The following is a 15,083-nucleotide window of genomic DNA, read 5'->3' on the forward strand; positions in this document are numbered from 1 at the left end:
TTTAACAGATCATGACTATGGATATTATCATATTCTCAGAAGGCCTGCAAAAGCGTATGAAAGACATTGAAGCCACCGGAACGGATGATCTGGTTGCAATGGGTAAAGCGTTGAATACGATGCGTGAAATACTGACTGAGTTAAAAAGGGTCACAGTAACCTATAAATTCTCTGACGAACAACAAGAGATCCTGTTCTTCAAAGAAGTGAAGCCCGTGTTACTAAGCCAGTATTATTACTACCGGAAGAAGTTTGAGGTGTTATTATTTGATTCCTTCCGGGACAGAAAGAGTCGTATCGATAACTACTACAAAGTATTGCAGAAGCTTCAGCACTATGCCTATAAAAACCAATCGTTCTATGAGTACTGCATGTCTGGCGCTACTTACCTCGATAGTCAATACTTCACCCGGAACGGTAGCCAATATTTACCCGTTGAGAAGGATGAAAAGTTTTCAACCCGCTACGATGTAAAACTTGCCAGGATATTAGCACATGAAATGATCAAGGATTATATACTTACTTCTCTCAGGAAATCTGAAAATAGCAAGGCTGATGCATCATATAATCCTCTTCAATGGACGACTCAAAAAGTGGCGCTGGTTGAACTTATATATGCGCTGCACGCTGCCGGTGTGTTCAACTACGGAAAGACGGATATCAAACAGATGGTTGATTGTTTTGAAGAAGTTTTTTCAATTGATCTTGGGAATTATGCGAGGATATTCTCGGAGATCAGGATCCGCAAGAGTGGGCAAACAAATTTTATAGACTTGATGAAAAATCGGTTACTCGAAGCCATCGAAAGAATGTCGTAAAATTTTTAATAAGTGTTGTGACGTCAATTAAAATGAATTCTTTCTCGACCAATGCCTCGGTAATTCCCGACTAAAGTTATGATCAAAAATATAGTACCCTTTATAAACGAAGCCATTTTTACCGACTTATATAATTAAAAATCTTTAAACGATTTAGATAGAAAATTCTATAACCTATATAAGAGTGAACAATAGAATCAAATACATAAGGAACAATGTTAAAGAATTTGTGATAGAATGAATGTTGCAAGGCTTTAACTTTGTCATTAGAGCCTGAAATTTATACCGGCCCGATTACTCAACCGTTATATATATAATCAAGAACGCTAAAAGATTTGTATGAAGAAAGGGAAAGTAAGCAGCAATGTTATTGAATATTCCATCGGAAGATTGGTTTATAGGTATATTGTCGTACTCGTTGTTGTGATGTTTGTTTTTAGCTCTGATTTGAAATCTCTGCATGTATTTTTATTTGTATTGGCACACACATTGTTGTTTTATCTACAGTTTAGATCCAGCTACAAAAAAATATATGTAAGTGAGAATAATCTCAGTATTTTTTATTCAAAGATTTCATTTAAGAAGCCACTGATATACAATTTTTCACAAATTGAATACTTCTTTTTTCAAATACATGGAGGATACTATGGAGACTTATATTTTAATATCCATTTTGTGAATGGTAAAAAAAAACGAGTTTATCTTTCACGAGGTGAAATCGCTGTTCTTAGGGAGTATCTTCGTGATAAAGGTCTAAAAACCAAGAATTCTAAATATACCGGAGAAGGGGCAGGATGGTAGATATTTAACTATGGCATGAGTTCACTCTGACTTCTTCTCGATATTTATTATCGTAGGGCTAATAATAATCTTGGACGCGGTTACGATCCATTAGCATTTTAAGCCTACTTGTCCAGCAAAAAAATAAAGTTTCGCTCGACTACCTGGTGGGTGAAGGAATAAATTCTAAACTCGACAAGCAAGCGCTTAAACGACTGCAAGATTTAGAACTGTTGGAAGATGATAAAAAGAAAACACTCTTCGATCTTATCGACACCTATATCCGTGATGCTAAAGCTAGAAAAGCTCACTCATAAAAAAACCAGCCGTGAGCTGGTTCTTCATTTTATATAGTATATATCCTTGTGAGCAACAGACTGCTATTAAATCAATTTAATTCTGGACTAGGCATTTGAAGCAACACCTGACGACATAACAATTCAATCGCTCCTCCTTCATAAAACTCAATATAAAAACACTTCTTCTCCTCGTATTCATCGTACAATTCTCCATTCAATTCATATCTTCCTCGATGAAAATTATCAATAATCAGTGTCCGCAATGGAATTTGCATTTTTAAAATTATAACGTCCTTAAAACGTAGAATAACATACCCTTGTCCTTTATCGTTTTGAAACTTCAACTCTAAAATATCAGCAAAGAAGGTAACATTTACACAAGTGTAATCATTGTGTAAGTCAATATGAAACAAGTCATCTTTTGCCTCTAACAAATTCCCGAATAATTCTGATTCTGTTAAATCCATATGATTCTATTTCTTGGGTAGCGGTAAACTCTCAATGAATTTTCTAATCGCACGTATGTCTTGTTGTGTCAAAGGATAAGCGTTTTTGCTCTCTCTGGTTATACTCTTCACTTGACCATTTACCATATTCTTGTTATAAACTTGCTTGTGCGGAGTCTCTACATTTCCATGAGTTCTTCCTGCTAAATCAAAACGAATTTGTTTATTAACTGTTCCTATGGTAATAGAGTTCTTTCCACCGTTCAAATTCGTTTTGATCTCAAGTGCTTGTTGCTTCAAGCTTGGAGCTCCCGGTCTGACTCCAACTATTGGAATCGAGTTAGCATTAACTGCTGCCCTCCCTAAATGCTTCATCGTCTCACCAGTTGTTTCCGCTTGACCCGCATCCATAACATTGAGTGCGGAATTCAATCCCGGAACTGGTGCTGTTATTTCTTCAAGTTTACCCTTAATTTCTTGACTTCCAGCCACGATTGCGGGAACCGACTCTATTGCCTTACCCAATCCGCTCGCACTTTGTAGAGTACCATCGTTTCCGTCACCGAAGAAGAAACCAACAATAGTATTCCAGGCACTTGCACCGGCATCGAGCAGAGAATTTAAGCTTGGCCCTTCATCAGCCGGTTCTTCAATCAGCGCAGCATCAAATGCCGGATCATTAAATGGTGTTGCCTCTAAACCTTCAAGCTCACGATGAGATGTAACTTTATTCTCACTGAAAGCATATACAGAATTATATACATACTTTTCCGAGAGAGGGTCAACATTAAAGAACCTGCCTATATCTGGCTGATGATTTCTCCACTTGAACGAGTCCCATCCTAAATTTAGATCGTCAATGTGTTCTTGCCCTTGAAACTTAATTTTATTAAAAACACTATTCTCCCTTCGATAACTATTGAAAGTCAACCCAAACGGATAGTATTCATCTGATTGTATTACCGGTGATTTCGTATGCTCCACCATAAAGTCATCAAAATATACCTCAACCGGGCTTCCACCTAAAGCCACGTTGTCATTGCTCAGGTAAAGATAAACATATCCCGGTTTCTTTATAACAAGTTCTTTTGATAGCAACTCGTGCTCATGCTGTATACCTGTACCGCTCTCCATCGCAGCTTCACTTACGCGTACGAAACCACCATCCAGTATGTTGTAATCTCTATCAAAGACTAAGTAGTTCAGATAAGCTTTTGGGGCTGTTCCTGTTTCATTTCCTTTGTTCAGGATGCTTCCAAATGGATTAACTGTACCTCCTGTGCTTCCTATAGCTCCTCCGTCTACATAGGTGGTGGTTGCTGCTGTTCCGTTAGCAATCGAAGTGATCAGGTTGGTTACAGCTGTTGACCAGTTGCTCTTGTTGGTATCCAGATACTTCGCATATACTTCTGCCTTGATCACATCACCTGGCATAACACTCAACGACTTGGCTAAACCTGTCCGTTCATTAGCCGTACCGTTGAGACGTGTAGAATAGTATGTGGGGCCCTGATTAGTGTGATCAAATAATTTAAAGTCAACTTTCACTGCTTCATCATAGTATAGGAATTCTTTACCCTCTGTCTCTTCGTTAGCAGTCTCCATAGTAGCTACAGGGTTATCAACCTCGACTTTAGTAGTAAATGTTACTCGTACGTTGCCCAGGTGATCTTTCAAATGATACTGATACTCCGGTGAAGCGCCAGTCATTACAATGCGGCCCTCATCATGGTTAATGAATTTTAAGGTATCGTTCTCATAGAAGTATTCACCAGCATAGTCTGTTTGCTTGGTTGGTGCACTGCTGCTGTTAAACACTTGCTGGCATAACTTTCTGCCCGTAGCATCATAGAAGTATTTAATATACTCTCCGCTTACCTTGGTTACTTGCACAGGTAAATTCAGGTGGTTATAGGTAATGGCTGTAATGTCCTTATTCTTATCAACATTCATGCTGCCGTTCGCATCGTAAGTATAGTCTTCGCTGCCTATATTACCGTCTGTAAAGCCTTGCCGTATATCACTTGCATCGCTTACGCTCAACAACTTGTTACTCTTGGCTGCTCCTGTTCCGTAGTCATAGGTTAATACATCCAGGCTGGTGCCCTTCGTACTCTTGCGGGTAAGGTGTTGCAAGTTGCCATTCAAGTCATAATCATAACCGGTTTCGCTAAAGGCATCGCTGGTAAGCGTGTTGCCGTTTGTATCCTTGTGTTGTGGCAGATCCCATGCAGAGGATTGTTTCTGACGGAAGTCTGCTCCACTGATACGGTTCATCGCATCATAGCTATATTTATAGGCATTCGCCTTCACATCATCATAGCCTTGACTATTGCTCCAGGTCATGGCCGATATATTTCCGTTGTACTGAGGGGCATTGTTCAGTGTCGATACCGGTTCATTATAGGCAAGGTTCATCCCAAAGTGATCACGAGGATCACCACTTGCATCTGCTGCTAAATCTGTGTTGTTGATACGTGTCAGCCAGCCGCGTATGTTATAGCGCATATCTACGTGCTGTTTAAATGTACCTCCCTGATTTTCTGAATGAAGCTTCTTTGTAATAATCTGACCAAGCTCGTTGTATTCATTTTGAGCAAGTAAAATCCTGTCTCCATCATTTACCTGGTGCCATACCTTTCGCAATCTTCCTGCATGGTCGTAATCAAAGGTACGGGTAACGGTCTGTGGACTATAGGAGCCAAAGGAGGAACGCACATTGTATAGAACGCCACCTGCACTATATATGGAGAAGCGAACCACTAAAGGATCGGATGTGGCTGTACGATCTATCAAAAACTTGCCGTTTCTATAGAATTTTATCTTTCCTTGTTTTCTTTCAACTCTAAAAAAATCACCAGCCGCAAATACAGGAGAAGGCACTAGCAAATTAGATCCTCCATTTTCGATAACCTGAACTTGGGGACTGGTGGTCAGGAATAAGCCATATTTAATTGTGCCTGCTGTATTTGCCAATTCGATTACCATACCCTTAACAGATGGCGCTATAAATTCAAACCAACCATCCTGACCGGCTGGAAGTACTTCAACAGAGATACCTCCCGAAGTTCCCCAAGCATTGGCTGTACTTGTTTTTTCAATGCGGTTGGCAGAGTGTCTTGCCGCCAACAAGCCTTTCCAGCTTAGGCCATAGTGGCTGGTTCTACTCTTCAGAACTTTCCCTGTAAAATCATAGATATTAGTAATGCGATCTTTACCACCTTGAAAATTATCAGCTACAGTTTGAACGACCCTATATTTGTCATCATAGTAATTTATACTCGAAAGCCAGGTTGTAACTCCCCCGGTACCATAGTAGTCAAGCACCTTTGTTTTGATACCCGTGACCTGTCCTATTACACCTGAAAAACTGTTACCCGCTGCATCGGATTTATACTGTTCAGTAAGCTCATCGGATTTATAGTTATAGCGGTCATCATTGAGCAAACTTCTAAAATCATATGAGTCGTAATAGGTCACTGTCAACGCATCAAACTTTGTCAAGTCAAAAGGGAAAACAGTATTCGTATAACCATGGAAAGCTGTTGTTCCATTAAAAGTTTCAGAGAAGGCTGTTGTACTGATCTGGGAAGCCATCCCTGCCTGATCAACGGCTGTTGCATGTGTATATATACCGGTTATGATCGGGCGATTCAAGGCATCATACTTGGTTACCATCCATTTATTACTCTTGCGTTGTTCACCGTCTTGTGTCATCACCAGGCGATCACGCTCATCGTATACCATATAAACCCAATCTGCACCAGGCACTTTTTTATGCGTCATGCGCCTGCGTCCGTCATACTTATACTGGAAGCCCCAGTTATCAATAGCCAGATTTATAGCTGTCTTTACTTTGATCGGTTCACTCACAATCGTAACACCAGCGAATGAAGTATTCGTCATTCTGATCCGATATATACCTTCATCAATGGCAGCAAATGTATTGCGGGTATAATTCTGTGGAGTGCTGTTTTCATTCTGTGCATTGACACTTTCCCAGTCACCACCACCCTTTTGTTTTTCCCATATAATCGTACCGTTGCTACCAGCCGCGCGGCCCGCTATAGCTAATGATGCTCCTACGACAGGCGTTACAAACAGAACATCCTGTATGTTCTTCTGTGGTGTCAATACTACGGAACGCAATCCCGCTCCTACAAGCGGTTGCAAGGTTCCGAAGTCAAGACGGTTGTAAGAGATGTTCAGATATAGGTTAGCCTTATTTATATGAGTCGTAAAGTCAGGTATACTGGTAAGTTCGTTGTAGCTAAAGTTAGTACTGTTAAACACGGGGAGCGATAGCAGCCCTGAAGGGAGACTGGTGAACTGATTCTTTAACGCATTTATACTCGCCAGTGCTACACATGTAGATATAGACGAAGGAAATGCTCCGGAAAACTGGTTATTCGAAATATTGATGGCCGTTACTTTATTCCATCCACTAAAAACGGTTGCTGGAAGTTCACCACTGAATTTATTATTGTATACATAGAAGGTGATCATCTGGTTCAGTGCTGAGAAGCCTGCCGGAATGTTACCCGTAAGTTGATTATCGCTAATGTAAAAGTATTTGACCTTGGTAAGGTTAGTTAAACTCGAGGGCAAGCTGCCACTCAACTTATTGTAATGAATCTGGAAGTAAACAAGGTTAACCAGGTTACCTATGGATGAAGGTATAGTTCCGGTCAACTGATTACTGTACAGATATAGGTTTACCAGCTTAGTGAGATTACCAATTTCAGAAGGAATGGAACCACTCAATTTGTTGGTATGAAGCGTGAGGGTTTGAAGGTTGATTAGATTTTTAATGGATGATGGAATTGTACCAGTCAACTGATTCGTACTCAATTTTAAATCTACCAAAGTAGTTATGTTCCCAAGAGAAGACGGGATGTCTCCGGTTAGCTTATTGGTGTACAAATATAGATTAACAAGCTTTGAAAGATTCCCTATGTTGGTTGGAATGCTTCCCGTAAGTTCATTCTCATAAAGATATAATCCGGTAAGATTAACCAGGTTACATATACTTGAAGGAATCGTACCCGTAAGATCATTGGCATGAAGCCCCAGATAGGTAAGCCCCGTTGCATTACCGACATTAGACGGAATACTACCGCTAAGTTTATTATTGGCCAGAGCCACATACTGCAATCCAGCTATATCGAATAAAGACGAAGGAATTGTACCAGTCAAATTGCAGGTATAAAGGTATATAAACTGCAAGGCACTAACTTGTCCTATGGAGGTTGGTATACTTCCGGTAATGCCTAAATTATTATACATGTTGAGTGTATTCATCGCTTGCAGCGATCCTATTTCAGATGGTATTGTTCCTGTCAACTTGTTGCTGGGAAGAACTATTTTCGAAATATCTCCATTGGTAACAGTTACACCATACCATGTACCGAACTGTGCACTCGTAGCCGATGACGGCCAACTGCCGCTTGCAGGCCAGTTTGTTTTCGTGGTCCATCCACTGCCCCCGAGGTTATCATATATAGCTTTCAAAGCAGCAAACTCAACAGCATCCGGAACTACATCAACAGGTGCTGTAGTAGTAGCCTGCACTGTAAAATTCAATACACAGATAAGCAGAATACTCGATAGAAAAGTAAGTAAAGTAGATCTCATCATGGCAGCTAATTATAGGGCGGTAACTTTTACAATTTTAATTTCATATATCTCCGGAAGCTCATCGCCTTTCATCAATAGTATACGAACTGTGATCTCGTTCTTTGCACGCTCAAAAGTGATCGTGCCGGATTTATCTCCGCTGTCAACCTGGTAAATCATAGAGCCACTTTGACTTGTATTGGTCCAGATACCATTAGTTTTATTTACTATATAGGTATGTTTTACACCATCTGCATTCCTCCATTCCACCTTTTGAGAACCATACGAAACAAAGGTTTCATTCTCTGATGACAGGCTCTCCCCGGTGTTGACATCCTGGACCTGAGAGATCTGCCAGGTCAAGGTTTCCGTTACTATATTTTGTGCTGATATTGTAATGCTCAGCAGTAAGGATAATATAAATAGTATTGATTTAGTCATATATAGCCTTCGTTAATTAGATGAGGATTTAATAACTTCTGCAGCCTGGGGAGGAAGAACAAATGCCAAATTCCCGAAATCGTCATAGATATAGTATGTAAGAGCCCAATCCGTAGCGCTATTTAAATTGACGGCTCCTGCAACCACCTGTACTTTTTTTAGGATAACTTTTCCTTCTTTATTGAAATACTCACGAACGGAGTTACCCGATTCATCAATAGTATTTTGAATTTTCAGTTGCCCGGAACTAAAGTATCCGCCTGATTCTATAGTTCCCGTCAGTGCAGGTTCTCTTTCCAACGAACCTGAAGAACTCACCTTCCATGCAATGATTTTCTCTTCAGAGGACGTTCCTTCTCCATGTATATTAACAGTATATTGAGATTCTATATACTTGTTCGCACCATTGGGGTTGGTGCTACTATTTGCAGCCCAATCACCACCAGCACCATAAGACTTTATAGGTCTGTTGAGCGGTGAGGATTCAAAAACAGTTTCTGTATAGGGGACAACGTCATCGGCTACCGCATTATCGGAACCGGGTTTATAAAACGGTTCAGCGACTCCAACATAGCTTCCTGTCACAGGATCTACTATTGTACTCGTCCCCTTATACCATCCGTCTGTACCACTTGAAATAGGCAGATATTTCTTAGCCTCTCGTCCCGCTGCATCGTACACCACAGGTTGAATTAAATCTTGGTTCGTTGGGGACGACTGCCATGTAACATTTTGAAGTGGTCTGCCTAATCCGTCAAAGAATTGAGTCGTCTGATTCCGCGAACCACTAATTAATTGATGTGCGTCATTTACATTATATACGTTGTCCGCTAAAACATCTGTCGCGATGATATAGTTAATTGAACTGATCGTTATAGGCCCAGAAATAAAGGCAGGCGAATTCGCCTTCGTTACCTGCAAATAATATGTACCAGTAGCGTCAACTATATAACTGCTACCTGTAGCCCCTGGAATTACTTGTTTAGACGAATTAAGCCATGCATAAGTATCATAACTATAATTACTTACCGACAGCGTTGCTTTGCCATTATAAAGTTTACCACCATTTGAAACTATCACAATAGGCTCTGGATGTATATATCCTGTAACACTCTTCCTGGGTGTACTTGTGCAAGGGCCATTGACTGTCTCGACATAAAAAGTTCGGGTACCGGATAATTGAGCATTGTAAGATGTTGCGGAAATACCACTGGAGACAGCATTACCTCCGGTGACATCCGTATACCATTTATACGAGTCTGTTCCTGACACAGGCGATACCTGGAGCATGACAGATACGAGTGCATTGTTTGAAATCCTGTGACCATCAGTCGAAGAGCTCGGTGATCCTACTGACGTAACGATATTAATATTGCCGACAGTTTGATAACCAGAGCTCCATGTACCCGTGTCACTAAATTTTGCCCGCAGGTATAACGATCCGGGAGTAGTACGCACAATGGTATTTGTTGAACCAAGATTCGTAGCCATCCCTGTAGGCGAAGTCTGCCAGTACCAGTCCACCCCGGAAGTATTCGCACTCCGTGTTACAGTCGTGGAATTGCAATTCTGCGTAATAGTAAAAGTGGCTGTAGGAGTAGACACGTTGTTGTTAATCGTTACAGAGTGGCTTCCCATCTGATTTCGATTATTATCAAAAAAAGTAATAGTGGCAGAACCAGCCACGAGCCATTGAATCCTTGCATAGAAGTTAGCTCCTTCGTTGCTTGTCGAAACTAGATATCCTTTACCTCCTGTTCCCCAGGTATAGCTGCTATATATAGTACCATTGTAAAATCGATATGTTTCGATTTGTCCAAGGTTTACGGGTGTTGGTCCGGAGATTTGGGCGAACGCAGTACAAACAGACACCAACAATCCTATGAGAACAACAAAACTAAATTTAACTTTTCTCATATACATTGTTAGTTTCGGTAGTTATACTGAAAGGTTTTTAAAATCTTTTTCTCATTATCACGTATTAACGCCAATCGACCAAAGGCATCATACTCATAGTAAGCCGTCATATTATTGGGATCGGTAATTGAAGTAACACCATACAAGGGATCATATGTGTACGTAGTTAATTGGGCATTGACAGGATATACTCTTACCTCATCCAAGTGAGAACCTTCAGTAATACTGGCGGTGAAAGGCATAACTCTTGTATTCCATTTACCATTGCTATAGTATTTATAGGACATCAAATATGTTCGCCCGGCTGGCGGCGTAAATGGAATGGAGTACGTGCCGCCAGCGCGATATCGACTACCCGCCCCAGCGGGAAGGCTAAGATTACCTTCAGTACCATTATCTTCAAAACCATTATAGTATACTTCAGTGGTTGTAGCATTTCTGATTTCTGCCACAGGATAAGCATTCGAATAACCCCATTGGTAGTAAACAGGTTGATCGAACGATTTCGTAACACTGGCAATGTTACCTGTAGATGTATACTGAGATGTATAGTTTTTGCGATATAGCACAGGATCGTATGAAACAGCAGGTATATATTTGGGCACTTCATTCTCCGGCAGAATTTTACTATTAACCAACGATACCTGGCTTTGCGGCAAAATAATCCCGGAGAAATCCTGATACTCTGTAAAGTATCTCTCAACAACCTTTCGATCACCATTAGGTGCCTGATCAATCACCGTTGTTTGAATTGTTTTATCATGGAGGTGCTTGTCACCTTTCATAGATGCTATTACAGAATTACTTTCTGATTCTAAATAATCTGCCGGATATGTATAGGCTACGATAGTCTTATGTTTACTGCTTTTATCTTCCTTAATTACTTGCGTTTGTTGCAGATGATTTGAATTACCATAACTATAGCTTGTTTTAACGCTTGAAGTCTGAATTTCAGAAGGGCCAAAATCCGTACTGGTTGTGGACTCCAAAAATGTGAAGGAGGAACGTATGGCAGGGTACACACACAACACAATCGTCTGAGCTGGTCCTATCGCCAATCCCGGATCAACTTTTACAGTTCTTTTTTCAATACCATAAATCGTGGATGGAAACTTAGATTCATAGTTAGTTACAATTTCCTTTACTTTTTTTCCAGTAGCATCAAAATAGACTTGCCTCTTCAAAAGACCATTAAGATCATTCGTAGTTGTGGCAACTGTTGATGGCTTTATAAAGTAGGCAGGGTTATATGGATATTTATTAGTATTTACTACATCGAACTCGTTATTGTATTCATGTTCTATTTTACCAAACTCACCTTCCTCACCAAATAGCTCAATTACTTTATCATACCCTACAACGGTGCCTTTCGAATTCATCAACGGCAGACTACTATCCGCCTGACGAAGCAAATGAACACATTCCAGGCAGGCGACAGGTTCCGGAATACCCGGATCAGTGATTTGCTGCCTGCTTACATCAAAATAAGAGTATTCCGGATATACCATTAGCTTTCCGTAAGAGCGCTCCTCTTGGATACCGTTCTCGTCAAGATCAGTTTTATAACGATATATATATTTTCGAACAGAGGCAACTTTTGCTGTCTCAATGTCATAGTCTTCAATCTTTTCAATTCTCAAGCCGCCACCTATTCTATAATAAACAGGAGGTCCTGCGCTGGATGGCGGACGTTTGTCTGAATCGACCCAATAGGCATAGGTGGCAATTATATTTTCAAACCTGGTCTCCGCCCCGTTGATGAACGCTTTCCATGTATATTTGCCCGGATATAGTGTATAGGTATTCAAGAATGTAAAGACGGGACTTTGTGAAGACGTGCTCCGATCACAATAAAGACAGTTTTCATCGGTGTTGACAGAACAGCTACCGTGTCCCATGTCAACGCGGCTAATTCGTCCACCGCTCTCATTATATAATTCAAAGTATACGTCTGGATTGGCAGTTAGATTTTTGCAGGGTATATTTAATCTGAATGCAGCATTAATAGTTGTCGGTACAACGTGACCGAAAGCATCCACAAATTCATCTGTTATGTCAAAAGTGCTTTCCTCAATAGTTCCGCGTTGTTTTATATCGTATGAAAAGCTGACAAAATCCTGCCATGCATCGGGAAGTATCACGTGATGATGATTGGGATTATCCTGATAGTCATGAAGGCCATAATAAAACGTTGACTTGCCACCCGTTGGATACATTACAGATTTCAAGCTGTAGGCATATATCTCTGAAGCTGAAGCATCACGCTCTTTGCCCATTATTCCAACAATGGCCTGTGTATTAGTACCACTTATACTCTCAAAAGAAGGAATAAAGGAGGATCCACCACGTCCGTTATAATACCCCCAATGATCCTTCGCATAGGAGTTCTTAACCGGCAATAGTCTATCTTCATAATAAGTAAATCTGTGTACTTCTTTTTGAGTTGAAGCAGGGCTTTGTTTGGTAACAGACAAAAGCTTCAGCCGCTTTTGCAAAAATTCCGAAGATACCGAAGTAGGAAAGCCGCTTATGTTTCCGCTCAAAAAATAATTCTGCTCAAAAAGAAACTCCTGTTCCGGTACTGTGCCACCTGCTCTGAAGATCTTAATTGACTCCAGTCTCTGGTCGCCTTCAATGTCCTGTCTATCATTAACCATGGAAAATTCAACTCGACCATGCGTCCATGTAATACTCTGCAATGTAACTTTCGAATATAATTTCCGCGGCACTGTTCCTGTTTGTGGCAAAGGGAATTGCGGACGACAATTTGATCCTAAACAACTTAGCGTTACCGGTTCAATGGTCTCCATATAGGCCCCTACAGGACTAATCATTTGTGTGCCATTATTCGCGTAGTTAAAGTATACATGCTCATTTTGTGGCGATACGATTTCGGTAACATACCATGCCGACTTTTGCTTATATCCTTGCGTATTATTATAATCCACGAAGTACTCAAATACAGAAAATTTGTATGTAAATCCATCAGGCGTTTTTGCCTCCCATGAGGAACCATCTTGTGTTAGGGGTTTGATACTTACCTTTTCCTTTTTTTCAAGCACCACCTGTCTATCACGCGTCAAAACAAACTTCCCAGAATAATTTCCAAAATTATAATTGAATTGGTCGGGTTCGAAATCATAGTCCGCACCATATGTATAGTCAAAAAGATTCAGGGTATTCTGGGTCGGACCATTAGGATCACCTCCACTATTATAGTATATTAGCGCTGTCCCAGGTGTAGCTCCATAAGGAAACGCAAAACCTGGGCCCTGCGGGATAACCGGAGAAGTATTTGAAGGACTCAAATAGCCGCTCGGGTCAACCAAAAAATCATCCTTATTAACAACGTTTCGGCTAATTACCCCACCTGCGTTTAGCACCCATCCCAATCCAACAGGGGAAGACTCCTCTGAAACCTTTATTCCCGATGCATGATAGCTAATTGAAATAGGGACTTTTATATCACGCGCTCTTATCTCATAAATTGGGACAGCGACATTCGGCAACCCAGTATATGTTGAAATCGGAATATTTCCATACTTAGCCAAGGCTGCTGCGTTCGGAGATGGTGGTATTATCTTCGGTAGCTGACCCTGTCCAAATAGATTAGCGGTAGCTAACATCGTTAACAAAAATAGAAGTAATAGCTTGGTGTTGGAAAGTCGCAAAATGGATAGGCTATAACGCCAATGTTTTCCCAAAACACTTTCAACTGAATGAGACATAGATTTATAGGCAGGTTAGGTTATTCGTCTATTTACAAAAATGGATAAATCGTTATTTACAGCTGCAAGTACGTTAGGTTCAAATTCCAAACCACTTTTAGTATATCATGTTATTTTACCTGGAGCGTTTCGCAAATAACTAGTTTCTTCTTTAATTCCAGTGATTTTAGCTACTTGTACTTCCTTTAAAATTTATTAATAGAATTTAACCACTAGGCACTCAAAGTCTTTTATTGGGAATACAGATTGTTTTTTACTTCTATAAATTTCCCAAAATGAAGTAGCCGAACATTCCAGTACTTGTCTCATTACCGGGAGCCACAAAAATTAAGACGAAGAAAACCGCTTCCGTGCATTACTTTCCATGGCTTCACTGATGAGTATATATACTCATCAGTCGATTACAAATACAACACAAGAGTAAACATTAAATAAGCTACCCAATAAACAAATACCTAATTGACAGCAGCATACTTTTTTCGACAACACTATATCCTCTACCGCGTCATTGTGTGTCAAATAATATTGACAGAATATAATACACGCAAGACGTAAATCAATTTTCCTTTCCAAATATCTCTAAAATTTCATTACCAAATTCAGTTCGCCTCAAAAATGAATCTACCTATAGGAGCATCCGTATAAATACGGATACTCTCTAAATTGAGAGTATCTCAATTGTTTAAATCGACAAAACAACACACTATTACAGATACTACATATCCGAATTTGTCTCTATCTTTTCTATTTTAAACCACATCACAAACCCTATTCAAATTCCTATCAGGTTTTTTACCAGCAATTCGATCGTCTGCGAATCATTACCACGCATGACAACCGCAGTAAGTATAGATACAGGTTAAAAAATTCTTATGCCATATCGCTAAATGCACTACCGTGATGTAAGAAGAAAAACTTTACATCACTTTTCTGAAAGTAAAATATAGTGTGTCAGTTGTTGCAATGACTTGCAATTTGCTACCGAAAAAGTAAGTCCATAAATTTCTCATGTTATGTCTATGGCTTTATTTCTCTAAG

Annotated in this window: 7 protein-coding genes; 2 read left to right on the forward strand and 5 right to left on the reverse strand. The window is 40.1% G+C overall.

The window, feature by feature from the left end; translation table 11 throughout:
- Positions 1-17 precede the first annotated feature (17 nt).
- On the forward strand, positions 18-818 hold the full coding sequence (locus B5Y40_RS23675) for an RteC domain-containing protein (protein WP_159453800.1): 801 nt from the start codon (positions 18-20) through the stop codon (positions 816-818).
- A 339-nt stretch (positions 819-1,157) separates the two neighbouring features.
- The gene (locus B5Y40_RS23680; RefSeq protein ID WP_079689359.1) at positions 1,158-1,619 is read left to right on the forward strand and encodes a hypothetical protein; all 462 of its coding nucleotides are present in this window, start codon (positions 1,158-1,160) and stop codon (positions 1,617-1,619) included.
- A 367-nt stretch (positions 1,620-1,986) separates the two neighbouring features.
- On the opposite strand, the gene B5Y40_RS23690 is transcribed toward B5Y40_RS23680, so the two are convergent.
- From B5Y40_RS23690 to B5Y40_RS23710, 5 genes are read right to left on the reverse strand one after another with little or no spacing between them, the layout of a single operon-like run.
- A complete protein-coding gene (locus B5Y40_RS23690; protein WP_079689360.1) occupies positions 1,987-2,364 on the reverse strand; it encodes a hypothetical protein in 378 nt (125 codons plus the stop codon).
- A gap of 6 nt (positions 2,365-2,370) precedes the next feature.
- Positions 2,371-7,980 carry a polymorphic toxin type 24 domain-containing protein gene (locus B5Y40_RS23695; protein ID WP_079689361.1) on the reverse strand — a complete coding sequence of 1,870 codons (5,610 nt, stop codon included), beginning with the start codon at positions 7,978-7,980 and terminating at the stop codon, positions 2,371-2,373.
- A 9-nt stretch (positions 7,981-7,989) separates the two neighbouring features.
- Positions 7,990-8,400 (reverse strand): hypothetical protein, encoded by a 411-nt coding sequence (locus B5Y40_RS23700; protein WP_079689362.1) that lies wholly within the window; start codon positions 8,398-8,400, stop codon positions 7,990-7,992.
- Between the two features lie 12 nt (positions 8,401-8,412).
- Positions 8,413-10,317 carry a DUF6443 domain-containing protein gene (locus tag B5Y40_RS23705; RefSeq protein ID WP_143785914.1) on the reverse strand — a complete coding sequence of 635 codons (1,905 nt, stop codon included), beginning with the start codon at positions 10,315-10,317 and terminating at the stop codon, positions 8,413-8,415.
- Positions 10,318-10,325: 8 nt separating this feature from the next.
- Entirely contained in the window at positions 10,326-13,943 is a 3,618-nt protein-coding gene (locus tag B5Y40_RS23710) for an RHS repeat domain-containing protein (protein ID WP_079689364.1), read from the reverse strand.
- Positions 13,944-15,083: the final 1,140 nt, after the last annotated feature.

The organism is Ohtaekwangia koreensis (assembly GCF_900167975.1).
GTDB lineage: Bacteria > Bacteroidota > Bacteroidia > Cytophagales > Cyclobacteriaceae > Ohtaekwangia > Ohtaekwangia koreensis.

Coding starts and splice junctions, on each gene's coding strand:
- B5Y40_RS23700 (WP_079689362.1), bottom strand. CDS start 8,400: ATGACTAAATCAATACTATTTATATTATCCTTACTGCTGAGCATTACA.
- B5Y40_RS23675 (WP_159453800.1), top strand. CDS start 18: ATGGATATTATCATATTCTCAGAAGGCCTGCAAAAGCGTATGAAAGAC.
- B5Y40_RS23680 (WP_079689359.1), top strand. CDS start 1,158: ATGAAGAAAGGGAAAGTAAGCAGCAATGTTATTGAATATTCCATCGGA.
- B5Y40_RS23690 (WP_079689360.1), bottom strand. CDS start 2,364: ATGGATTTAACAGAATCAGAATTATTCGGGAATTTGTTAGAGGCAAAA.
- B5Y40_RS23705 (WP_143785914.1), bottom strand. CDS start 10,317: ATGAGAAAAGTTAAATTTAGTTTTGTTGTTCTCATAGGATTGTTGGTG.
- B5Y40_RS23695 (WP_079689361.1), bottom strand. CDS start 7,980: ATGATGAGATCTACTTTACTTACTTTTCTATCGAGTATTCTGCTTATC.
- B5Y40_RS23710 (WP_079689364.1), bottom strand. CDS start 13,943: ATGTTAGCTACCGCTAATCTATTTGGACAGGGTCAGCTACCGAAGATA.